Annotated in this window: 20 protein-coding genes; 14 read left to right on the top strand and 6 right to left on the bottom strand. The window is 62.9% G+C overall.

The features are described 5' to 3' along the window. The first annotated feature begins 110 nt into the window (after positions 1 to 110). The 5 genes from BKX98_RS15120 (at position 111) to purU (ending at position 6,169) form a co-directional block, all read left to right on the top strand. The gene (locus BKX98_RS15120; protein ID WP_038991586.1) at positions 111 to 1,328 is read left to right on the top strand and encodes a sarcosine oxidase subunit beta family protein; all 1,218 of its coding nucleotides are present in this window, start codon (positions 111 to 113) and stop codon (positions 1,326 to 1,328) included. Between the two features lie 11 nt (positions 1,329 to 1,339). After that, the gene (locus BKX98_RS15125; RefSeq protein WP_073707877.1) at positions 1,340 to 1,639 is read left to right on the top strand and encodes a sarcosine oxidase subunit delta; all 300 of its coding nucleotides are present in this window, start codon (positions 1,340 to 1,342) and stop codon (positions 1,637 to 1,639) included. After that, on the top strand, positions 1,636 to 4,533 hold the full coding sequence (locus BKX98_RS15130; protein ID WP_073707878.1) for a sarcosine oxidase subunit alpha family protein: 2,898 nt from the start codon (positions 1,636 to 1,638) through the stop codon (positions 4,531 to 4,533). The genes BKX98_RS15125 and BKX98_RS15130 overlap by 4 nt, the downstream gene beginning before the upstream one ends. Then, complete coding sequence (locus BKX98_RS15135; RefSeq protein WP_073707879.1) at positions 4,526 to 5,134, top strand: sarcosine oxidase subunit gamma; 609 nt, start codon at positions 4,526 to 4,528, stop codon at positions 5,132 to 5,134. Before BKX98_RS15130 ends, BKX98_RS15135 begins: the two co-directional genes overlap by 8 nt. 174 nt (positions 5,135 to 5,308) lie before the next feature. Then, positions 5,309 to 6,169 (top strand): formyltetrahydrofolate deformylase, encoded by an 861-nt coding sequence (gene purU, locus BKX98_RS15140; protein WP_038991590.1) that lies wholly within the window; start codon positions 5,309 to 5,311, stop codon positions 6,167 to 6,169. On the opposite strand, the gene BKX98_RS15145 is transcribed toward purU, so the two are convergent. Both BKX98_RS15145 and BKX98_RS15150 read right to left on the bottom strand, forming a co-directional pair. Next, positions 6,166 to 6,399: a hypothetical protein gene (locus tag BKX98_RS15145; protein ID WP_073707880.1), complete on the bottom strand. Its 234-nt coding sequence runs from the start codon at positions 6,397 to 6,399 to the stop codon at positions 6,166 to 6,168. The genes purU and BKX98_RS15145 overlap by 4 nt on opposite strands. Before the next feature lie 4 nt (positions 6,400 to 6,403). Continuing rightward, positions 6,404 to 7,585, bottom strand: a complete 1,182-nt coding sequence (locus tag BKX98_RS15150; RefSeq protein WP_038991593.1) for a S8 family serine peptidase — start codon at positions 7,583 to 7,585, stop codon at positions 6,404 to 6,406. Between the two features lie 257 nt (positions 7,586 to 7,842). On the opposite strand from BKX98_RS15150, the gene BKX98_RS15155 reads away from it, so the two are divergent. The 3 genes from BKX98_RS15155 to BKX98_RS15165 all read left to right on the top strand — a co-directional run bounded on the left by BKX98_RS15155 (position 7,843) and on the right by BKX98_RS15165 (position 11,553). Beyond that, positions 7,843 to 9,726: a BCCT family transporter gene (locus BKX98_RS15155; RefSeq protein WP_073707881.1), complete on the top strand. Its 1,884-nt coding sequence runs from the start codon at positions 7,843 to 7,845 to the stop codon at positions 9,724 to 9,726. Between the two features lie 120 nt (positions 9,727 to 9,846). Beyond that, positions 9,847 to 11,058 (top strand): NAD(P)/FAD-dependent oxidoreductase, encoded by a 1,212-nt coding sequence (locus BKX98_RS15160; protein ID WP_073707882.1) that lies wholly within the window; start codon positions 9,847 to 9,849, stop codon positions 11,056 to 11,058. 45 nt (positions 11,059 to 11,103) lie between these two features. Further along, entirely contained in the window at positions 11,104 to 11,553 is a 450-nt protein-coding gene (locus BKX98_RS15165; RefSeq protein ID WP_073707883.1) for a universal stress protein, read from the top strand. Here the strand turns inward: BKX98_RS15165 and BKX98_RS15170 are convergent. Next, complete coding sequence (locus BKX98_RS15170; protein WP_073707884.1) at positions 11,550 to 11,903, bottom strand: CHY zinc finger protein; 354 nt, start codon at positions 11,901 to 11,903, stop codon at positions 11,550 to 11,552. The two genes, BKX98_RS15165 and BKX98_RS15170, sit on opposite strands and share 4 nt — an antisense overlap. 171 nt (positions 11,904 to 12,074) lie before the next feature. On the opposite strand from BKX98_RS15170, the gene BKX98_RS15175 reads away from it, so the two are divergent. Next, positions 12,075 to 13,451, top strand: a complete 1,377-nt coding sequence (locus BKX98_RS15175; RefSeq protein WP_073707885.1) for an MFS transporter — start codon at positions 12,075 to 12,077, stop codon at positions 13,449 to 13,451. A gap of 222 nt (positions 13,452 to 13,673) precedes the next feature. Here BKX98_RS15175 and BKX98_RS15180 read toward each other — a convergent pair whose 3' ends face one another. Beyond that, positions 13,674 to 14,318: an ABC transporter ATP-binding protein gene (locus BKX98_RS15180; RefSeq protein ID WP_038991597.1), complete on the bottom strand. Its 645-nt coding sequence runs from the start codon at positions 14,316 to 14,318 to the stop codon at positions 13,674 to 13,676. Further along, a complete protein-coding gene (locus tag BKX98_RS15185) occupies positions 14,315 to 16,306 on the bottom strand; it encodes a hypothetical protein (RefSeq protein ID WP_143181155.1) in 1,992 nt (663 codons plus the stop codon). Before BKX98_RS15185 ends, BKX98_RS15180 begins: the two co-directional genes overlap by 4 nt. A gap of 954 nt (positions 16,307 to 17,260) precedes the next feature. On the opposite strand from BKX98_RS15185, the gene BKX98_RS15190 reads away from it, so the two are divergent. Beyond that, the gene (locus tag BKX98_RS15190) at positions 17,261 to 17,803 is read left to right on the top strand and encodes an AAA family ATPase (RefSeq protein ID WP_073707940.1); all 543 of its coding nucleotides are present in this window, start codon (positions 17,261 to 17,263) and stop codon (positions 17,801 to 17,803) included. Here the strand turns inward: BKX98_RS15190 and BKX98_RS15195 are convergent. Beyond that, positions 17,800 to 18,729, bottom strand: a complete 930-nt coding sequence (locus BKX98_RS15195; protein WP_073707887.1) for a LysR family transcriptional regulator — start codon at positions 18,727 to 18,729, stop codon at positions 17,800 to 17,802. The genes BKX98_RS15190 and BKX98_RS15195 overlap by 4 nt on opposite strands. Positions 18,730 to 18,869: 140 nt before the next feature. On the opposite strand from BKX98_RS15195, the gene mmsB reads away from it, so the two are divergent. The 4 genes from mmsB to ppgK all read left to right on the top strand — a co-directional run bounded on the left by mmsB (position 18,870) and on the right by ppgK (position 22,889). Next, entirely contained in the window at positions 18,870 to 19,814 is a 945-nt protein-coding gene (gene mmsB / locus BKX98_RS15200) for a 3-hydroxyisobutyrate dehydrogenase (RefSeq protein ID WP_073707888.1), read from the top strand. A gap of 2 nt (positions 19,815 to 19,816) precedes the next feature. Beyond that, entirely contained in the window at positions 19,817 to 20,935 is a 1,119-nt protein-coding gene (locus tag BKX98_RS15205; RefSeq protein WP_073707941.1) for an alcohol dehydrogenase catalytic domain-containing protein, read from the top strand. A gap of 9 nt (positions 20,936 to 20,944) precedes the next feature. Continuing rightward, entirely contained in the window at positions 20,945 to 22,009 is a 1,065-nt protein-coding gene (locus BKX98_RS15210) for an ROK family transcriptional regulator (protein WP_073707889.1), read from the top strand. 70 nt (positions 22,010 to 22,079) lie between these two features. Beyond that, on the top strand, positions 22,080 to 22,889 hold the full coding sequence (gene ppgK / locus BKX98_RS15215) for a polyphosphate--glucose phosphotransferase (RefSeq protein ID WP_038991604.1): 810 nt from the start codon (positions 22,080 to 22,082) through the stop codon (positions 22,887 to 22,889). Positions 22,890 to 22,895: the final 6 nt, after the last annotated feature.

The following is a 22,895-nucleotide window of genomic DNA, read 5'->3' on the forward strand; positions in this document are numbered from 1 at the left end:
GCTGGTGCCGACGGCAATACGGCTGCACTGCCAGAGCTGAAGGAACGTGTTCTGGCCTTGGCTGAAGCCCACCCACTCTACCCAAATCTCAAGAAAGTAGCGGAATAATCATGGCTGATTTGCTCCCAGAACACCCGGAATTCCTCTGGAACAATCCGGAACCGAAGAAGTCCTACGACGTAGTCATCGTCGGCGGCGGCGGGCACGGCCTGGCCACCGCCTACTTCCTGGCCAAGAACCATGGCATCACCAATGTGGCGGTACTGGAAAAGGGCTGGCTGGCCGGCGGGAACATGGCCCGCAACACCACCATCATCCGTTCCAACTACCTCTGGGACGAGTCGGCAGGCATCTACGAGAAGTCGCTGAAGCTGTGGGAACAGCTGCCCGAAGACCTGGAATACGACTTTCTGTTCTCCCAGCGCGGCGTGATGAACCTGGCCCATACCCTCGGGGATGTGCGCGAATCAGTGCGCCGCGTGGAAGCCAACAAGCTCAACGGCGTGGACGCCGAATGGCTGGACCCATCGCAGGTCAAGGAAGCCTGCCCGATCATCAACGTGAGCGACAACATCCGCTACCCGGTCATGGGCGCGACCTGGCAGCCGCGCGCCGGCATCGCCAAGCACGACCACGTGGCCTGGGCGTTCGCCCGCAAGGCCAACGAAATGGGCGTTGACATCATCCAGAACTGCGAAGTCACCGGATTCATCAAGGATGGCGAGAAGGTCACCGGCGTGAAGACCACCCGTGGCACCATCAATGCCGGCAAGGTCGCTCTCGCCGGTGCCGGGCACTCCTCTGTGCTGGCCGAAATGGCAGGCTTCGAGCTGCCCATCCAGTCCCACCCGCTGCAGGCCCTGGTCTCCGAGCTGTTCGAGCCGGTGCACCCGACGGTGGTCATGTCCAACCACATCCACGTCTATGTCTCCCAGGCTCACAAGGGCGAACTGGTCATGGGCGCGGGCATCGACAGCTACAACGGCTACGGCCAGCGCGGCGCGTTCCACGTGATCGAGGAGCAGATGGCCGCCGCGGTGGAACTGTTCCCGATCTTCGCCCGGGCGCACGTGCTGCGCACCTGGGGCGGCATCGTGGACACCACCATGGACGCCTCGCCAATCGTCTCCAAGACCCCGATCCAGAACCTGTACGTGAACTGCGGCTGGGGCACCGGCGGGTTCAAGGGCACCCCGGGCGCCGGCTTCACCATGGCGCACACCATCGCCCACGACGAGCCTCATGAGCTGAACAAGCCGTTCAGCCTGGAGCGCTTCGAAACCGGCCACCTCATCGACGAGCACGGCGCAGCAGCCGTCGCACACTAGGAGCAACCGCCATGATGCTGATTGATTGCCCGAACTGCGGGCCACGCAACGAGAACGAATTCAAATACGGGGGAGAAGCCCACGTTGCCTACCCGGAGGATCCGAACGCGCTGAGCGACAAGGAATGGTCGCGCTACTTGTTCTACCGGCAGAACAAGAAGGGCATCTTCGCCGAACGCTGGGTCCACGCCGGCGGATGCCGCAAGTGGTTCAACGCCCTGCGCGACACCGTCACCTATGAATTCAAAGCCGTCTACCGTGCCGGCGAAGCACGTCCAGAAATCCAGGCCACCGAAGGAGGCACCCGATGAGCAAGTCCCAGCGCATTGCCGCCGCGCACAGCGCCGGCGCCCGCATTAACCGCGAGGAAGCACTGGCCCTGAGAGTGAACGGGCAGCAGCTTTCCGCCTTCCGCGGCGACACCGTGGCCAGCGCAATGCTGGCCAACGGGATGCGTTCATGCGGCACCTCGCTGTACCTGGACCGCCCGCGCGGCATCTTCGCCGCCGGCGTCGAGGAACCCAACGCGCTGATCACCGTCGACGCCCGGCACAGCCAGGACATCGCCGAGTCGATGCTGCCTGCCACCACCGTCCCGGTCACCGAATCGCTGAACGCCACCCTGCTCTCCGGACTGGGCGTGCTGGATCCGAACGAGGACCCCGCCTACTACGACCACGTCCACGTGCATACCGACGTGCTGGTGGTCGGCGCCGGGCCTGCAGGCCTGGCCGCTGCCCGCGAGGCCTCGCGCTCCGGCGCCCGGGTTATGTTGCTCGACGAGCGTGCCGAAGCCGGTGGCACCCTGCGCGATGCGGCCGGCGAGCAGATCGACGGCGTGGACGCCGCGGCGTGGATCGACACGGTCGCCGCCGAATTGGCAGCCGCCGAGGAGACCACCCACCTGCAGCGCACCACCGTCTTCGGATCCTACGATGCCAACTACCTGATCGCCGCGCAGCGCCGCACCGTGCATCTGGACGGGCCGGCCGGCGACGGCGTTTCCCGCGAACGCATCTGGCACATCCGCGCCCAGCAGGTCGTGCTGGCCACCGGCGCCCACGAGCGCCCGATCGTGTTCGAGAACAACGACCGCCCGGGCATCATGCTCGCCGGCGCGGTGCGCAGCTACCTGAACCGCTACGGCGTGCGCGCCGGGCAGCAGATCGTGGTGGCGACCACCAACGACTCGGTCTACCCGCTGGTCTCCGACCTGGCAGCCACCGGCGGGGTGGTTGCAGTGATCGACGCACGCACCACCGTCTCTGCGGCCGCCGCAGAAGCAGTGGCCGCCGGGGTCACCGTGCTGACCGGCTCCGTCGTGGTGGACACCGAAGCGGATGCCTCCGGCGAGCTGTCGGCAGTGATCGTCGCCGAGCTGGACGAGCAGCGCAACCTCGGCGCGCCGCAGCGCTTCGAGGCCGACGTGCTGGCCGTGGGCGGCGGCTTCAACCCGGTGGTGCACCTGCACTCCCAGCGCCAGGGCAAGCTGGACTGGGACACTGCGATCCACGCCTTCGTCCCGGCCGCCGCGGTGGCCAACCAGCACCTGGCCGGCGCTGTCACCGGCCGCTTCGACACCGCCAGTGCGCTGAGCACCGGGGCCGCCACCGGCGCCGCGGCAGCCAGCGCAGCAGGCTTCCAGCGCATCGCAGAAGTACCGCAGGCGGTAGCCGTCCCGGCCGGGGAAACCCGTCCGGTCTGGCTGGTGCCCTCGCTGAACGGCGACGACGCGGCGAACTACAAGACCCACTTCGTGGATCTGCAGCGCGACCAGTCCGTGGCCGACGTGCTGCGCGCCACCGGCGCCGGCATGCAGTCCGTGGAGCACATAAAGCGGTACACCTCGATCTCCACCGCCAACGACCAGGGCAAGACCTCGGGCGTCGCGGCAATCGGCGTGATCGCCGCGGTGCTGGGCATCGAGAACCCGGCACAGATCGGCACTACCACCTTCCGCGCACCGTACACCCCGGTGGCCTTCGCAGCGCTGGCCGGACGCACCCGCGGGCAGCTGCTGGATCCGGCACGCATCACCCCGATGCACTCCTGGCATGTGGAGCACGGCGCCGAATTCGAGGACGTCGGGCAGTGGAAGCGCGCCTGGTACTACCCGCAGCCGGGCGAGAGCATGGACGACGCGGTCTACCGCGAATCCGCCGCGGTGCGCGCTTCGGTTGGCATGCTCGATGCCACCACGCTGGGCAAGATCGAGATCCGCGGCAAGGACGCCGCCGAGTTCCTCAACCGCATCTACACCAACGGCTACACCAAGCTGAAGGTCGGCATGGGACGCTACGGCGTGATGTGCAAGGCCGACGGCATGATCTTCGACGACGGCGTGACCCTGCGCCTGGCCGAGGACCGCTTCCTGATGCATACCACCACCGGCGGCGCCGCCGACGTGCTGGACTGGCTGGAAGAATGGCTGCAGACCGAATGGCCTGAACTGGACGTCACCTGCACCTCGGTGACCGAGCAGCTGGCCACCGTCGCGGTGGTCGGGCCGAAGTCCCGGGAGGTCATCGCGAAGCTGGCCAGCTCGGTGGACGTGTCCAACGAGGGCTTCAAGTTCATGGCCTTCAAGGACGTGGTGCTGGACTCCGGGATCGAGGCGCGGATCAGCCGCATCTCCTTCTCCGGCGAACTGGCCTTCGAGATCGCCATCCCTGCCTGGCACGGGCTGCGCGTCTGGGAAGATGTGTACGCCGCCGGCGAGGAATTCAACATCACCCCGTACGGCACCGAAACCATGCACGTGCTGCGCGCCGAGAAGGGATTCATCATCGTCGGCCAGGATACCGACGGCACGGTGACCCCGCAGGATGCAGGCATGGAATGGGTGGTCTCCAAGCTCAAGGACTTCGTCGGCAAGCGCTCCTACAGCCGCGAGGACAATGTGCGCGAGGACCGCAAGCACCTGGTTTCGGTGCTGCCGGTGGATTCTTCGCTGCGCCTGCCCGAAGGCGCCGCGCTGGTGGCCGCCGACGCGCTGGCCACCGATGGCATCACCCCGATGGAAGGCTGGGTCACCAGCTCGTACAACTCGCCGGCCCTGGGGCGCACCTTCGGCCTGGCGCTGATCAAGAATGGGCGCAACCGCATCGGCGAAGTGCTCAAGACCCCGGTCGGCGGCCAGCTGGTCGACGTCCAGGTCTCCGAACTCGTTCTCTTCGACCCGGAAGGAAGCCGCCGTGATGGCTAACGACACCCTGATTGACACCGACGTGCGCCGCTCGCCGGCGCAGCACCTGGCAGCCCAGATGGAGGCGGCCAGCGTCGCCGGCCGCGTGTCCCTGCGCGAAATCGCCTTCACCACCCAGATCTCGCTGCGCAGCGCACCGGGCGGGGCAGCCCACGCGGCGCTGTCCGCGGCCACCGGCGTGGGCCTGCCCGCCACGGTGGGCGAGGTGGCCGGCGACGTGTCGGGCACTGCGGTGCTCTGGCTGGGCCCGGACGAGTTCCTGGCCACCAGCCCGGAGAACATCGAGCTGGCAGGTGCGCTTGCCGCCGCCCTGGGCGATGAGCCCGGGCAGGTGGTCGACCTCTCGGCCAACCGCTCGGTGCTGGAACTGGAAGGCCCGGATGCGCCGCTGGTGCTGCGCAAGAGCTGCCCGGCGGACCTGCACCCGCGCGCTTTCGGCGTGAACCAGGCGATCACCACCTCGCTGGCGAACATTCCGGTGCTGCTGTGGCGCACCGGCGAAACCAGCTGGCGGATTTTCCCGCGCGCATCGTTCACCGAGCACACCGTGCACTGGCTGATCGACGCCATGGCGGAGTTCGCCGCACCACCGGTGGCCTAGCCGCACCGGCTGATCCGGCCCCGTCCCGACGCCGGGGCGGGGCCGGACTGGCCTGTATCAGCAAACACGCAAGCACAAGCATGCACAGCAACAATCCGGCCAGTTCGTGGCGTTCGGACACCGGCTCTGGCACAGTGCTGTCTAACCCGCTAGCCGAAAGGACCTGAAGCAATCATGAGCGAGCAAATCCGCCACGTGCTGACCCTGCAATGCCCCGAGGGAATGGGGATCGTCAACGCGGTCACCGGATTCCTGCTGAAGCACGAACGCACCATCGTCGAGCTCAAGCAATTCGACGACATGGCCGCCGGCCGGCTCTACCTGCGCGTGGACTTCGCCGGCGAGGGGCAGGCCGACCTGCTGGAGCAGATGCGTGCAGAATTCGCCGAGGTCGCCCAGCAGTTCGAAATGGACTGGCAGCTGCGCGAACGCGGTGAGAAGACCAAGGTGCTGATCATGGTCTCGAAGTTCGACCACTGCCTCAACGACCTGCTCTTCCGTGCCCGCACCGGCGAATTGCCGATCGAGATCGTCGCGGTGGTCTCCAACCACCCGGACAGCCGGTCGCTGGTCGAGTGGCACGGCATCCCGTACTACCATGTGCCGATCTCCAAGGAGACCAAGCCGCAGGCCGAGGCGGAGCTGCTCTCGCTGATCGCCAAGCACGAAGCGGAGCTGGTGGTCCTGGCCCGCTACATGCAGGTGCTCTCCGACGAGCTCTCGCGCGAGTTGACCGGCAAGACGATCAACATCCACCACTCCTTCCTGCCTTCCTTCAAGGGCGCCAAGCCGTACCACCAGGCCTGGGAGCGCGGCGTGAAGACCGTGGGCGCCACCGCCCACTACGTGAACTCCGAGCTGGATGAGGGCCCGATCATCGCCCAGCAGGTCGTCGAGGTGGATCATACCTTTGGCCCGCAGGACCTGGTGGCCGCCGGTCGCGACACCGAGTGCAAGGCGCTGTCCAATGCGGTGCGCTGGCACTGCGAGGGCCGGGTCTTCCTCTACGGGAACCGCACGGTGATCCTGCGTTAGGCATCATCATTCAAGGCCCGGTACTGCTGCTGGGCATCAACCGATTCCACCGCCGATATGCCGCGCAACTTCTCGGCAACATCCTCGCTGCCCTCGCCAATTACCTGGCCGAGGGCGGCGAGCACCTGCTTAACTTGCAATCCGCGGGACTGCAGTTCGCTGACCACCGGTTCCAGCGGATGCTGGGTGGAAATGGTGATGACATAGACGTGCACTTCGGCGCCGGACATGCCGCTACGCTTCCTGTGAGGCCGGGGCCTGGACCAGCCCGGCTCCGGCATCCTCGGCCGGCAGCGGGATATCGCGGGAGGTGGACAGCAGCTTGTCCCACAGCTCCTGGGCACGCAGCCCGGTGGATTCGGCCAGCAGCGCTGCCACGCCGGCCACATGCGGGGTGGCCATCGAGGTGCCGCTGATGGTGTTGTACCGCTTGGCGCCGGGCCACGAAGAGTAGATAGCAACGCCGGGGCCTGCAATATCCACCTCGCCGCCGTCGGTGTCCAACGCCTGGGCCGAGAAGTCCGCCACGGCCAGCTTCGAGTCCAAAGCCGCTACGGCCATGATGTACGGGCTGTTGGCCGGTGCGCCGACGAATCCCGGGTTCCCGGCAGAGCGCTGTGCATTATTTCCGGCGGCCGCCACGATCAAGGAGCCCAGCTCCAAGGCGCGGCGTCCGGCAGTGACATAGGGTGGGTGCACAGTTCTCACATCAGCACCCAGCGACATGGAGATGACCTCGCACTTGTTTTCCAGTGCCCAGTTGATGCCGGCCAGGATCGTGGAGTCCGAACCTGAGCCATCGGCGCCCAGCACCTTTCCAGCGAATATATTGGCTTCCGAGGCGACCCCGTAGCCCGGACCCTGCTGCGGTTCGCGCGGACCGCAGGCGCTGCCGATGCAGTGGGTGCCATGTCCATGGCCGTCAGTGGCGTCCTCGCCTGCGACAAAGGACTTGGCGGTCACCGTGCGGCCTGCGAAGTCCGGATGCGCACTGTCAAAACCGGTATCCAAGACGGCCACGTTGATGCCCTTGCCGGTGTAGCCCGAAAGCGAAGCGCCTACGGCCTGCAGGCCCCAGGTGAGTTGGCCGGTGTCCGCATAGGAGTCCGTAGCGGCCGGGGCGTCGGGCAGGATCCGGTAGACCAGCTCGGGTACCACCGAGGCTGGCAGCTTGTGCCCTGCGCAGCGCTGGCGGAAGTCCTCAAGCTGGTCAGCCGAGCTGGTGACCACAGCGATGCCCAGCATCGGGAAGTACTCGGTACTGGAATAGCCCTGTTCAGCCAGCAGCTGCGGAAGTTCTGATTCGCGCTGGGCTGCTGCGATGCCCGGGGCTCCGGATTCCTGCCGGTCGAAGACCAAGACGTAGCGGTTGGGAATTTCGGCGACGGTCGCTTGACGGATCTGGTTGCTGTACATGACGGGGCTCCTTACTGGTTCCGAGAGGCTTTCATGCCAAGGCCTACGAGGTACCTCGCACTGTACCCGGCGGCATGGACAAACTGCCATGCTTGGCAACAAGCACCTATGCAGCGCACAGCAACCGCGGCGCACGGCCCGGCGATGCCCGACGGGCAGAAAGAAGTCACTATTCTTCGCTGGCCACTTGAATCTTCGCGGCGAAAGAACAAGGGTGGAAGTCCTAGGGCATTTCTCTGAGTGAAGGAGCCTGGACCATGACGAAGAACATTGACGAAGTTGAACCTCCCGAAGCAGATAATGGGCAGCACGCAAATGCTGTGCTGGAAGCATCCCCGCATACCGCGCCGATCCCGGTGCACATGCACATTGCCGAGGACGACACCGACGAGCAGATCACCGCGAAGCTGCGCCGGCAGGGCGTGCGCCTAGGCAAGGGCGGGATCGCCCCTGCGGTCTTCTGGCCGGCGCTGCTGGTGATCCTGGCTGTGGCGGTCTTCGCGATCCTCGCGCCCAATGCGGCGGACACGACTTTCAACGCCGTGCAGAACTGGATCGTAGCCAACCTGGGCTGGTACTACATGCTGATCATCGGCGGCTTTGTGGCGCTGGTGATCGCCATCGGCTTCTCCAAGCTCGGGCGGATCACCCTGGGCAATGACGGAGAGAAACCCGAATTCGGCTTGTTCAGCTGGTTCGCGATGCTCTTCGCCGCCGGCATGGGCATTGGTCTGGTCTTCTACGGGGTCGGCGAACCTCTGATGTACGCCACCGTGGATCCGAAGCCGGGTTGGGAAGGCAGCGAATCGGAGCTGGCCGGACTGGCCATGGCGCAGACCTTCATCCACTGGGGCCTGCACCCGTGGGCCATCTACGCGGTGATCGGCTTGGCTTTGGCCTACGCGATCCACCGCCGCGGGCGCCCGGTGTCCATCCGTTGGGCGCTAGAACCGATCCTGGGAGATCGGGTCAAGGGCTGGCTGGGAGATGTGATTGATGTACTGGCCATCTTCGGCACGGTGTTCGGCGTGGCCACCTCGCTGGGCCTGGGCGTGCAGCAGATCAGCTCGGGCATGAAGGCGATCGGACTGGTCGGTTCGGTGGATAACACGCTGCTGGTCATCCTGATCGTGGTCATCACGTTCCTAGCCACCATGAGCGTGGTCAGCGGCCTGGGCGCCGGGATCAAGTGGCTGTCGAACATCAACCTGTCCATGGCAGGCCTGCTGATGATCAGCGTGCTGCTGCTGGGCCCGACGCTGTTCCTGTTCCAGAATTTCGTGCAGTCCCTGGGCGTGTACCTGGCCAACTTCATGAACATGACCTTCGACGTGGGTGCCTTCCAGCAGGGTGAGGAATCGGCCACCTGGTTCTCCAGCTGGACGGTCTTCTACTGGGGCTGGTGGATCGCCTGGGCACCGTTCGTGGGCATCTTCATCGCCCGCATTTCGCGCGGGCGTACCGTGCGCCAGTTCGTCACCGGCGTGCTGCTGGTGCCGACCATAGTCGGTTTCCTCTGGTTCTCGGTCATGGGCGGCTCGGGGCTGTACCGCCAGTTCTTCGGCGCCGGGGATATGGTCGAGGATGGCGCGGTCTCCGCGGAGGGGTCGCTGTTCCAGGTGCTTGAAGCCTTGCCGCTGGGTTCGATCCTGTCGGTGGTGGCGATCTTGCTGGTCGCGATCTTCTTCATCACCTCTTCGGACTCCGGCTCGCTGGTGGTCGACATGCTCGCCTCCGGCGGGCACCCGAACCCGCCGACCTGGTCCAGGGTGCTGTGGGCGGTGCTCGAAGGCGTGCTGGCCGCTGCCTTGCTGGTGGCCGGCGGGCTGCAGGCGCTGCAGGCCGGTTCGCTGGCCACGGCCTTGCCATTCAGTATCATCATGATCATGATGTCGGTGGCCACGATCAAGGGGTTGCGCCATGAAAGCCGGGCCTTGGAAGTCATCGAGCAGAAGCGCCGGCTGGCGCGGGTCACCGAGCACGTCTCCGATGAGCTGTGGGGCGCCTTGGACGAGCAGCCCGAACTGCGCCGCTACGTCGATGACCGTATCGACTACCGGGTCTCGCGCACGCGCGGGATCTTCGGCAAGCGCGTGGAATCAGAAGCAAAATCCCGGCACGTGAAGCCAAGTGACGACTAGGTCCGTGGCCTGGCCCCCGATGTCTTGCCAAGCAGGGCATCGGGGTGTGAGGATCAAGGTGACAAGCACTATCCACTGGCCGCGGGCCGTCACCGCGGCGGGAAGCAGAGGGGTTATTCCATGGACCAGGAGTCGATAGTCATCGTTGGTGCCGGGCTTGCCGCCGCCAGTACGGTGGCAGCACTACGCGAGCGGGGACATGCCGGCCCGATCACCCTGATTGGCGAGGAATCGCACCTGCCCTATGAGCGTCCGCCCCTGTCCAAGGGGTTCTTGCAGGGCAATGACGAGCCAGAAGACTTCACCGTGCATGACGCGCAGTGGTACGCAGCGCAGGAGGTCACCCTCCGGCTGGGAACCGCCGCAATCAGCGTGGAGACCGGCAAGCAGCAGGTGCTGCTGGCCGATGGCAGCGCGGTGGACTACGACCAGCTGGTTTTGGCGACCGGTTCGCGGGCCAGCGTGGGCGGGGACTCGCCAATGCCCGGCTATGACCTGCCAGGCGTGCACGTGCTGCGCACCCTGGCAGATGCGAAGTCGCTGCGCGCAGAACTGACCGAGGGCGCGCAGGTGGCGGTCATCGGTTCGGGCTGGATCGGCATGGAAGTCGCTGCCACCGCACGCCAGCGCGGTGCGCGCGTCACCGTTTATTCTCCCTCCGAGGTGCCACTGGCCAAGGTCTTCGGCGAACGCTTCGGGCACTACCTGCTGGAACTGCACCAACGCCATGGCGTGGATGTGCGCACCGCGCGGGCCCAGGGCATCGAGCAGGTTGACGGGCACCTGCAGGTGCTCTCCGATGCCGGGTCTTCGCGTGCCGACGTGGTGCTGCTGGCCATCGGTGCCCGCCCCAACCTGCAACTGGCCGAGACTGCCGGGCTGGACGTGGATTCGGGAGTCATCGTTGATGCGTCGCTGCGCACCAGCAACTCCAAGATTCTCGCGGTGGGGGATATCGCCCAGGCTTTCAATACCAGGCTGCGCCGGCAGCTGCGCGTGGAGCACTGGGACAATGCCATCCGCCAGGGTAAGCTCGCGGCCGCGACGCTGATGGGCGAGGAAGAATCCTACGACTGGCTCCCGTATTTCTTCACCGACCAGTTCGATCTGGGGATGGAATACGTGGGGCACAATTCGCCGGATGACACTTCGGTAGTCCGCGGCTCTGTGGAGAGCGGGGAATTTTTGCTGTTCTGGCAGGACGGCCAACGGATCACGGCGGCAGCCAACGTGAACATCTGGGATGTCAACGATCAGCTGCGCGAATTGGTGGGCCGCGAGATTCCAGCCGAACGCTTGGCGGATACGGGCATTGAGCTTGGCGACCTCTAGGATTTTCAGCAAGGAATGGACCGACTAGGAAAGCAGGAATAGCTGATGAGCACCATGGTCGTGGGCGTGGAAAAAGGCATGTCGCCGGCGGTATTGGCGGCGGCCGCCTCGCTGGCTCGCGGGCTGGATGCACGATTGGTGTGCATCCATGCAGATTACGGACGACTGATTACCGACAAGCTGTCCGAAGGCGACTTGCTGGCCTCGGCAGATCCGGTCTCCGAGGAGCTCGCCTGGGAAATCGCTTCGGTGGTGACCGGCGTGGAGTTCGAGAGCTATACGGTGCCCGGTGAACCGGCCAAGGTACTGGCGGCGGTGGCGGAGCAGCTGGATGCGCAGATGATCGTCATCGGCACCCGCCGTCCGGGGATCCGCAGCAAGATGGCCCAGCTGCTCGACGGCTCGATTGCCGTGGCGCTGGCCCACAAGCAGCATCGGCCGGTGCTGGTGGTTCCGCAACAGCCTGCAGAGGAGAACGACCTGCCGTGGGACTAGGGTCCTGATTCCACCTCGAAGTACAGGTGCCGATGCGCCTTGCAGCCGGGATTGAATAGCGCCTGGCAGTTGGGGCAGGAATCGGCTTCCAGATACTGGGCGGGGCTCAGCTGCGTGCTGCAGACCCCGCAGAGCACCGCAGGCTCATCAAATTTGTCCGCCGGCCACAGCGTTGCTTCGTGGCCGGCCAGTTCGCCATGGCATAGGTGGCAGGGATAGTAGATGCCGCAGCAGTGGTGCTTCAACGCAATCACATCGATCAGCGAGTGGTAGTGGGCGCAACGGGTGTGCACGTCCATGCGCACGCCGCGCAACGCGACCTGGTACGCTGCGTTTTCCCAAGCTGTCATCGTCAACCCTTCCGCGAGTGGCCATGCCATGTGCAAAAATGCACGCTGAATGTGCAGAAACTGCCTCCAACTATGCCTCTTGCCGTCTATCTTTCGCCATGTGATCTAGGCCATACTCGCTGATGAAGCTGGTCCCGCAGGGGGTACTGGCGAAGGCGGAAGGAACGCACAGTGGCAAGCGAAACGTCATCGAAGGCCGAGCGCAAGGGATTGCGCCGGGTCGTAGCAGCCTCCATGGCTGGCACCGTCGTCGAATGGTATGAATTCTTCCTCTACGCGACTGCGGCCACCTTGGTCTTCAACAAGATCTTCTTCCCGGATACCGGCAACGACCTGGACAACATCATCAAGGCCTTCCTGACCTACGCGGTCGGCTTCATTGCCCGCCCGATCGGCGGCATCGTCTTCGGCCACTTCGGCGACAAGTTCGGACGCAAGCACCTGCTGCAGGTGGCGATCGTGCTGGTTGGCGCGACCACCTTCCTGATGGGCTGCCTGCCCACCTTCGATTCCATCGGCTACGCCGCACCGATCCTGCTGATCGTGCTGCGCTTTGCCCAGGGCTTCGCCGTCGGCGGGGAATGGGGTGGCGCAGTGCTGCTGGTGGCCGAGCATGCGCCGAACAAGGAACGCGGCTTCTGGTCATCCTGGCCGCAGGCGGCAGTGCCGGTGGGCAACCTGCTGGCCACGGTGGTGCTGCTGGTGCTCTCGGCAACGCTCAGCGAGGCTGCCTTCCTGGCATGGGGTTGGCGCATCGGCTTCTGGCTTTCGGTGGTCATCGTGGTAGTGGGCTATTACATCCGCACCCGTGTTTCTGATGCCCCGATTTTCAAGGAAGCCAAGGCGGAGCTGGAACAGAACGCGGCCGCCGGCTATGGCGTGGGCGAAGTATTCAAGCGCTACCCGCGCGGGGTGTTCACCGCCATGGGGCTGCGCTTCGGCGAGAACATCATGTACTACATGGTGGTCACCTTCTCCATCACCTACATGGCCACCCAGCTGAAGATGGACACCTCCACAATTCTGGGCCTGATGCTTGTGGCACACGTCTTCCACGCCATCCTGGTGCCAATTGTTGGACGCTTCACCGACAGCCGCGGACGTCGACCGGTCTATGCTACCGGCGTGGTGCTCATGGCAGTGTGGGGCGTGGCAGCCTTCCCGTTGTTCAACACTGGAAACGATGCGGTCATCCTGGTCACCATCATGCTGGGACTGTTCGTGCATGGCCTGATGTATGCCGGGCAGCCGGCCATCATGGCGGAAATGTTCCCGACCCGCATGCGCTACTCGGGTGTCTCGCTGGGCTACCAGGTCACCTCGATTGTTGCCGGTTCGATGGCACCGATCATCGCAACCTTCCTGCTGAAGGTCTACGGATCCTGGGTACCGGTCGCCGGGTACATTGTCTTCGCCGCAGCAGTCACCATGGTGGCGGTGTACTTCATGAAGGAAACCAAGGGGCTGGATCTCGGCGAGATCGACGAGGCTGACCGCTTGGCGTTGAACGGCGGGGCCGCTTCGAGCGCCGAAATGAAGATGCAGTAAATATCTGGACGAACGCGGCATGAGAGAGTTCGTCATCCAATAGTGAACTGCTCCCCAGAAGTTGGACTGTAGAAAGTCGCGACAACTTGTGGGGAGCAGTTCAGGCGGACGGTGAACTCTCTCGGGTGGCAGGTGTAGTCTTCCGTCATGCGTCCGCAAACTGCAAGAATCTGGACTGCCTACTGGTGATCCAGATGCGCAGCTTGGCAGAGGTGCATGCTTCTAGGACATGTGGGCAAGGCTGATCGTATTTGCGCAAGCATCGATGACCTGCGCAGAATGCGTTGCAATTATGACTGCGGCCCCTTCTTGGGCCAGCCGGTCCAATTCGCTGAGAACAACCTCCGCATTGGCAGGGTCGAGTGCCCCAGTCGGTTCATCCGCAAGAATGATGGAAGGCTTTTTGACGATGAGCCTTGCAAGCGCAACGCGCTGCTGTTCCCCACCGGAGAGAGAATAGACGGGCTCATTACCTCGTCCGCCGAGCCCCACTCTGGTGAGTGCGGCATCGAAGCTCGCGAACTTCACCGCACGTCTTCCATTGGCTCCTACAGCAATTTCAAGATTCTGATTGATGCTGGAATTTTCGATCAGTGCGTAGTCTTGGAACATGTAGCCTAGGCTATCTCGTCGAAATAGCCTCTGCTTTTCCTTGCCCATCCGTGAAATCCGTTTTTCTCCGGCATGGATAGTTCCTGAATCAAGATCGTCGAGCAACCCGATGCAGTTCAGCAATGTGGATTTTCCTGAGCCCGATGGGCCAGTGAGTGCTGTCAGTTGCTTGGCACGGACCCGGAACGATAGATCCGTGAAGAGTTGGCGTTGCTTGAAAGACTTTGCCGCGTGGCTGACGATAATTTCACTCATGCTGTTTCCTCACTATGGGTACGGAACATGTGCTTGGACTGAACGTGCACTAATCCCAGCAGGATACTGAGATTACTCATGGCTATGAACGCGATGGCCCACGGCTGCCAATGGTTTGCTACTATCACTGATTCGTACGCAACTCCAGAAGTGAATTCAGAGCTGGCTCCGATTGCCAAGATGGTTGATCGGCCGAAAGCCCAGAGTGTGACCAGCAGGAGCAGCAATAACTCAGCACGAATCAGCCAACGATGGATCGAGTAGAAACTCCAACCGTGCAAATATCTGACAAGGATCGTTTGCGAGTTGCCGCGAACGTGTATTTGGGCAAGCCCGACGGCAGTGGAAAGCAACACGATGAGCGCTACCAGCGAGCTTCCGATCTTGACATTCAGATCAGATTTTTGATCCGCATAATTGTTGGCTGCAATTTGGGCTATAGGTACATAGGCGGCTATCCAGTTGCCCATAAGCTCAGGAGGGGTTCGCTGGGCGGCGATCACGGGATCTGTCATCAAGACACGGCCATCGCTTGCCAATGCCATGTAGTCGTCATCGCGGATAAGCCCGGAGTCGGAACCTACGATAATCAGAATTGAGTCTGCAACGGCCAGAGAGCCTCCAATAGCGGCAACGTCGGGATCATAGCGAAAGTGCTTTTGTCCCTGTTCAATGGATTCGAAGGAAACTTTTTCTTCCGCTATTGAATCTATTGAAAATTCGCCGATAAAGTCGAGTGTTGCACTTCGGAGCGCTTGACTGTTCTCGGGCACTAACACCCGGATATCGCTCTCCGGAATCTGCTGGACTCTTTCTCCAGATTCTGCGAGCACCTCGTTTCTTTCCAGATATGCATTGTTGATCAATAGAACCGGGATTGAACCATCACCGCGTTTTTCGCCCAACTGATACGGTGCAGATAGTACAGCTCGACCTGCTTTAGCTTCGTTCTTTAGCCAGGCACCTGACTCGAAAGCCAAACGATCCATTTCTTCCGGCGAGGTTCGCCCTTCAAATACAATTGCCGATGCATCTCCAGCTGCGTTCAGCTCTGCTTTGGCGACCGCCGCCTCATGAGTTGTTTGGAGAGCTCCAAATGCAGATGCGACCAAGGAAACTGCAATGAGAATTCCAGGGACTTTGATTAAGTAGGCAACCGGAACCGCCACTCGGAAGCCTAGGCGCCCCTTTAGGCCGTGAAGTATAGAGGTATCCCAGAGCAGCGTTGCGACGGTCGCGTGAATCGCAATCGCCAGGCAGAGAGCGATTGCAAAAATAATCGACACTCTCTGAGCCAACGGAACGAATTGGTTCAGGCCATTATAGGAATGTAGACAAAACGTTCCGACGCAACCGAGTACGGCGACTTGGGGGAAAGCTCGTTTAAAAAGGTCCTTAAGTTCGTGGATGAGGACATCATTCTTGCTGGCACCATGAAGCCGCTCTACTGAGTAGCGCTTTATTTGCGCGATGGCTGAAGTACCCGAAAGAACGACGATTAGGAGCATGGTTACCAAGGTTGGCGAGCTCAGAGTTCCTTGGAGAAGGATGCCTAATCCAAGGGAACTGGATACCGGGATTTCTTCTACGGAGAATCCAACTCTTTCGAATTCCTCCACAACTTTGTCTTCAGCTCCGTCGGAGCCGAAGATAAAGTACCTCCCCCGAGGATCTTTTCCTTGAAGATCTTCCACAGGGTAAATGTTGGTCTGGATACCCTGGCTAAAACGCGGATAACCTTCTGTGATCCAGTGGGACTGTGGCAGATTCTCGTTACCTGTGGCGATATAGAGATTACGAATCTTGGTATCGTGCAGATCGCGAATGTGTTTGACGATTACTGAGGAGCTGTCGTCTGCCAGTTTCTGGGCTAACACTGGAAGCCCAGCTCCGCCTGTGGATACGGTTTGACCGCTCACGAGTATTTGACGTGAATCTGGAAGCGTTGTTTCTTCTAGGAGGATCGACGATGCAAAACCAGCGAACATGGCGTATAAGGCTGCGATAACGACGGCTAGATGAAGCCCTTTGTTTTTTCATTTACGCTTTCTGTCGCGCCGGCTGGGAGCCTGGGGAGGCTCCCAGCGGACACAATCGTTATCTAGCAGTACCGGTAGTACGCGAGGTGCCAGCCGCCCGAAGGTGAGTAGATGGACTCTGCATAAGCCCGGGTATTGGGCGACTTGCAAGTCGAGCGTTTGAGGCCCCCGATATCGCCTTCGGCACTTGCGCCGTGGCGTTTCTCTGTGTCATCAAAGCTTGACCATATGTACCGTGTGTTCCAACCCGGCGCATCTACAGTTCCATAGTTCCAAATTGGGGCCGCGTGGGCTGCCGATGCAGCTGGAAAAAGTAGAGCGAAGCCTAGGAAGATCGCTGCGAATTTTGAACTTCTTTTACTAAAAAAACTGGCCAATGTATCTACTGATCAAATGGTTAGCATGACGAGTGTTGAAATGATAAAAACAACACAAGTGGATATTATCCTGCAGATGGCTTAAATGAAAACTAGAAACAGCCCATTACGATACCGAGAAATTATTGCTGTGAGCCGCACTGCTTTAGAAGATGTCGTTTTGTAGTTTGATCCGGCGAGCGTGCCCTCGATGTAATGGCATCGCAGGGATACTCCCCAGCATCCATGACGGCACCGAAGATCAATTCCCAAACGGGGTTTGCTTTTGTGATGCTTGATTGCCTGCCTTGGGCAATCCGGTTGTGCAGTCGGCGACTTGCTGACATTCTGGCACCTAAGTGCAGATGGCGTTTTGGCGGAGATTATTGTCAACAAGACTTTGCGACGGCGAGGTGCTTCAACCGGCGGGATTCGGAGATTTGATGGCGATGCTGTGCCGAATTGCATTCATTGCCACTCGCGATTTGAATCGCCGGCATCGGAGCAATGGGAAGACGCAGCCAAGCCGGCAGAGGGGGATTTCCAGATGGAGCAGTGCAGGCTGAATATCTTCGGTGCCAGCGGCAGTGGCACGACGACTCTTGCCCGAGCCGTGGCGAATGCTTGGTCGGTCCCGCATGCCGATAGCGACGACTATTTCTGGGTACCCACCGACCCGCCGTACTCCCAGCAGCGAGCGCCAGCTGAACGCTCCAAGTTCATGCATGAGATCTTCGTGCCGCGCAGCGCATGGGTGCTTTCGGGATCCATGCAGGGGTGGGGGAATGATGTGCTGGCCGAATGCGATGCCTTCGTGTTCTTGACGCTGGATCCCGACGTGCGCCTGCGACGGCTTGCCGAACGCGAGCAACTTCGGCAGTCCGGGCAAGCCCCGGATCCAAAGGCTGTGGAGCATTTCATGCTGTGGGCGGCTGGCTACGATGACCCGGAGTTCGCCGGACGCAGCCGCGCGCACCACGAGGCATGGTTGAAGGACGAGTCCCGTCCGGTGCTCCGCCTGGACAGCGCGCAATCAACGGCACAGATGTGCCAAGCCATCATTGACTGGGAACCAGCCCGAACGCACTAGCTTCCGGACGTGCTCGGCACGGGGAACGGCGGAATGAACCAGTCGTCGGCGGTGGCAGCATCATTCAGTGCGCGCACCGTTTCCTGGACCGCACGGCTGCGCAAAGCCTCGTCGCGTCCCACCAGCCAATATTCGGAGTGGAAGGTGAACTCCTCGTGGAGCACCGGAATCATGTTGGGATAGTGACGGGAGAGGAATGTTGGCAGCAGCCCGATGCCGGCATGGTTCATGGTGGCCGCGTATTGCACCGCGATGCTCGTGGAAGAAATGGAGCGGCGCATCGGTGGCAGGGCGCTGGTGGCGTCATCGAGCTTGTCCACCGTCAGAGCGGTATCGATGTAGTAGTTCAAGCTATGCCCTGCCAGATCCTCGATGGATCTTGGCGTGCCATGGCTTTCCAGGTATTCGGCAGTGGCGTAGAGCCGCAACTCGTAATCCATGAGTTTCATCGAAGCCGCCTTGCGGACATGGGGTTCGCCGATGACAATCTCCAAGTCCATGCCGGTACGCGTCTGCCGTGCACGGGTGGTTTCGGAGACGATCTCGAAGACCAGTTGCGGATGCTTTACCTGGAGCTTGGCCAGTGCCGGGGCAGCGAGGTGCGCGCTGAATGCATCGGGGGCAGCGACGCGCACATGGCCTGCCAGCGCTCCGGAGTCCTTCTCGGCGCCGATGGCCTCCACTGCCTGCTCGATGGTTTCCGCGCTGGCCATCGCCCGGCGTCCCAGATCGGTCAGTTCCCAGCCGTTGGGGGTGCGCGTGAGCAGGTGGCCGCCCATCGCCTTTTGCAGTGCGTCGATGCGGCGGGAAATCGTCGAGTGGTTTACCCCGAGGACGTTCGCGGCGGCGGTGTAGCGGCCCAGTCGTGCAACGGTCAGCAGGGCAATGAGTGATTCGAGATGGCGGTAATCGATCTGACGGTCCATAGTCCACAGTCTGCCATGGACGGTGTGCGCTAGCGCACACCGGGCTTGCGCAATTGCCGTGCCGGGGTGCATTGAGTCCGGCACGACCGGCATCCTACGCTGGCCTGAAAGGACGGTACGCAACGACGAGGGGTGTGCAGATGAGCACGTACGCATGGATTGGCCTGGGCAACATGGGCGGACCGATGACAGCGAATCTGGTGGCCGCCGGGCACCAGGTGCGCGGCTACGACCTGGACGCGGAGGCCTGCGCCGCCGCGGCGGGAGGCGGGGTGCAGATCTCCGGCTCGGTGGCCGAAGCCATGGAGCATGCCGATGCGGTATTCACCATGCTGCCCAAGGGCGCGCACGTGCGCTCGGTCTACGAGGGCGAGGCAGGCATCTGGGCCAACGCCACCAAGGACATGCTCCTGCTGGATTCCTCCACGGTGGACATTGAAACTTCCCGCTACATCCACGCAGGCTCCGCGGAGCGCGGCTTGCACTTCGTTGATGCCCCGGTATCCGGCGGCATCTCCGGCGCAGCGGCGGGGACCCTGGCCTTCATGCTCGGCGGTGAGCCGGAAGTGATGGACCGGGCCAGCGGATTCATCGCCCCGATGAGCGGCAAGACCATCGTCGCAGGCGGGCCCTCCATGGGCATTGCCGCCAAGATCTGCAACAACATGATGCTGTTCATCGACCTGATGGCCAGCGCCGAGGGTTCCCAGCTGGCCGAGGCATTGGGCCTGGATCCCGAGGTCTTCTGGCAGATCGCCTCGGTCTCCTCGGGCCGGTCCTGGGCGCAGCAGACTTGGTACCCGGTGCCCGGCATCATCGATACCGCTGCGGCAAACAACAATTTCGAAGCGACCTTCCGCACCGATCTGGCACGCAAGGATGTCGGGCTGGCCTTAGATGCCGGGGAAAGCACCGGCGTGCGGCTGCCGGCAGCAACCCTGGCCCGCGAGCACTTCGACGAACTGATCGAGCAGGGGCTGGGGGACAAGGACTGCTCGCTGATCGTGAAGAACCTGCTGCCTGATGGCGCCGTGCGCGGGTGGATCCCGGAACCGGCCAACGCCAACCAGCCAGCTGCCGGCTGAGCATGCGCCAGATCCAGGCAGCGGTGCTGGGGCACACGCAGAACCAGCGCCCCTATGCCGAGCACCGGCCGCTGGCGATCCGCCAGCTGAAGCTGGGCGACCCCGGCCCCGGGGAAGTGCTGGTGCGCATTACGGCTGCCGGACTCTGCCATTCGGATTTGTCGGTCATCGACGGGAACCGGCCGCGTCCGGTGCCGATGGTGCTCGGGCATGAATCGGCCGGCATCATCGAGCAGGTTGGCGAAGGGGTTCAGCTGGACATTGGCCAGCAGGTGATCTCGGTCTTCCTGCCACGCTGCGAGAACTGCGCAGCCTGCGCCACCGGAGGCAAGCTGCCGTGCAGCGCCGGCACCGCGTCCAACACCGCTGGAACCCTGCTGACTGGCGCTCGCCGGCTGATGCTCGATGGCAAGCCGGTCCACCACCACCTGGGCGTCTCGGCCTTTGCCGATTATGCGGTGATGGATGCGCGCAGCCTGGTACCGGTGGGCGCGGATGTGCCGGCCGAGGTGGCCGCGGTGCTGGGGTGCGCGGTGCTCACCGGCGGCGGCGCGCTGCGCAATGCCGCCAAGGCAACAGGTGCCGAGGATGTGGCCATCATTGGACTGGGCGGAGTGGGCATGGCCGCCTTGCTGGTGGCCGCAGGGCAGCGGACTACCGGCAGGATCTTGGCCATTGATGCCAATGATCAGAAGCTGGCGGCCGCGCTGGCCTTGGGTGCCGATGAAGCCTGCACGCCGCAGGAGCTGGGGCAGCGCAGTGCGCAGATCGTGGTTGAGGCCGCCGGTCATCCGCGGGCCTTCGAAACCGCATTGCAGGCCACAGGCGTGGGCGGAACCCTGGTGACCGTGGGGCTGCCGGCCCCGGGCGCGATGAGCAGCATCGAGCCATTGGCCCTGACCGCCGGCGCCCGCACGATTATCGGCAGCTATATGGGCTCTGCGCTGCCAAAGCAGGATATCGGCTACTACGAGCAGCTTTGGCGCTCAGGCAGGCTCCCGGTAGAGAAGCTGGTGGAGACCAGGCCGCTGGCGCAGATCAACGAAGCCCTCGACGATCTGGCTGACGGGCGCTCGGTACGCCAAGTTCTGCTGCCCGGAATCGGGGCGGAAGCCCAGTAGGATTGGTGGGTGACTGATTCCACTGCGGGGCCCCGTGCCCTGGCAACCCTGACCGACATCCGGGTCTTCGACTACCTCTGCAAGGCCCCGGCGACACGGACCCGGATCGCCGCGGATCTGGGCATCTCCAAGCCCACCGCATCGCAGGCGATTTCGCGCCTGCAGGAGAACGGGTTGGCGTTGGCCATCGAGCGGGAAAACGAGCCCAAGCGCGGACGCGTACCGGAGCACTATGCGCTGGACAGCAGCTTCGGCCACCTGCTGGCCCTGTGCCTGCAGGCTGAATTCCTGCAGGTCCGCGCCACCGACCTGGCCGGGCAAACCCTGGTGGACCGCCTCTACCCGCTCACCGCGCAAACCACTGCAGCGGAAGTAGCGCAAATGGGTGCCCGGGAGATTTCGCGCGTGGCCGCCGAGCTCGGCTCCCCGCTGCTGGCCGCGGCCGTGAGCCAATCGGCCCCGGTGGAGCGCGATGGCGAGCTGCGCGTGCTGGCTACCCCGATTTTCCCTTCCTCCGGAGCTGACCTTGCAGGCCAATTCGCTGACGGTGTTCCGGTGCTGCTGGATAACGACGTGAACTGGATGGCCCTGGCCGAAGCGGGCGAGCAGGCAGACTCCTTGATGATGATCTATATCGGATCTGGCCTGGGCGCAGGACTGGTCATCGACGGTGCGCTGCACCGCGGCAAGCACGGCACCGCTGGCGAGCTGGAGACCCAGGTGGTGGGCGGGACAAACCTGCGCGAAGCGCTCGCCGAGGCGGGGATGTTCCAGACCCGCGTGCTCTGGGAGAAGCTGGCCGACGAACGGAACTGGCCGGCATTCCTTGCGCCGTTCGGCCAGGTCCTGGCGAACTTGATTGGCTTCGTCGATCCGCAGCGGGTGGTGGCCATCGGTCCGGGCCTGACCCCTGAATTGTGCGCGGCATTGGAGAGCGAGCTGAATAGGTTGCTGCCCAAGCCGGTCCATGTGCAGCTTTCCGCATTGGGAACCGAAGCCGCGGCACGCGGGGCACTGGCTGGTGCCCGGGAGCTCGCCTTGGGCAACTTGTGGGAAAACTACCGGGCACGTTGACCAAAGTGATCCAAGCTATATATTGTAAAGAGTCCTTAAAATTCTATTTGCATCTCCGGGGAGACCACTGATGGCACCATCTGACGCATCGGCATCCACGTCGCAGTTCGCTGCCATCGGCCTTGATCTGGGCGGCTCGTCCATCAAGTACGGATTGGTTGGAACCGACGGCAAGCTCGTTGAGAGCACCTTCAGCAAGGCCGCCACCCCAGAAGGCGCGCATCCGGAGGCCGTCGCCCAGGTGATGACAGGAATCATTGCCGACCTGCAGGAGCTCACCGGCGATGAGCTGGCCGGGATTCCCGCCGGTGTCACCGTGCCCGGCATCGTCATCGACGGCGTCGTGCACTCGGCGGCCAATATCGACAAGGCCTGGATCGGCTTGGATGTCACCGCCTCGTTCAGTGCGCTCCTGGGCCGCGACGTCTTTGTGCTCAATGACGCGGATGCCGCCGGCGTCGCCGAGGTTTACGCGGGTGCGGGAGCCGAGAATGGCAAGCCTGTCAAGGGCAGCACCTTGCTGCTGACCCTGGGCACCGGCATTGGCTCGGCCTTCTTCCGCGACGGAGTGCTCTTCCCTAACGTCGAATTCGGCCACCTCGAAATCGACGGCTTCAATGCCGAGAGCAAGGCCGCCGCGCGAGTCATGCACGAGGAAAACCTCAGCTGGGAACAGTACATCGCCCGCCTGCAGCGCTACCTGTCCCACGTGGAATTCCTCTGCAGCCCGGATCTGATCATCATCGGCGGAGCGATCTCCGAAGACCACGAGAAATTCCTGCCGCAGCTGGAACTGCGTGCCAAGATCGTGCCCGCCCGCTTCAACAACGCCGCCGGGGTATTGGGCGCCGCGCATCGCGCGCTGAATCCCGGCAACTAGGAACCT

The organism is Glutamicibacter sp. 0426, assembly GCF_001906485.1.
Lineage (GTDB): Bacteria > Actinomycetota > Actinomycetes > Actinomycetales > Micrococcaceae > Glutamicibacter > Glutamicibacter nicotianae.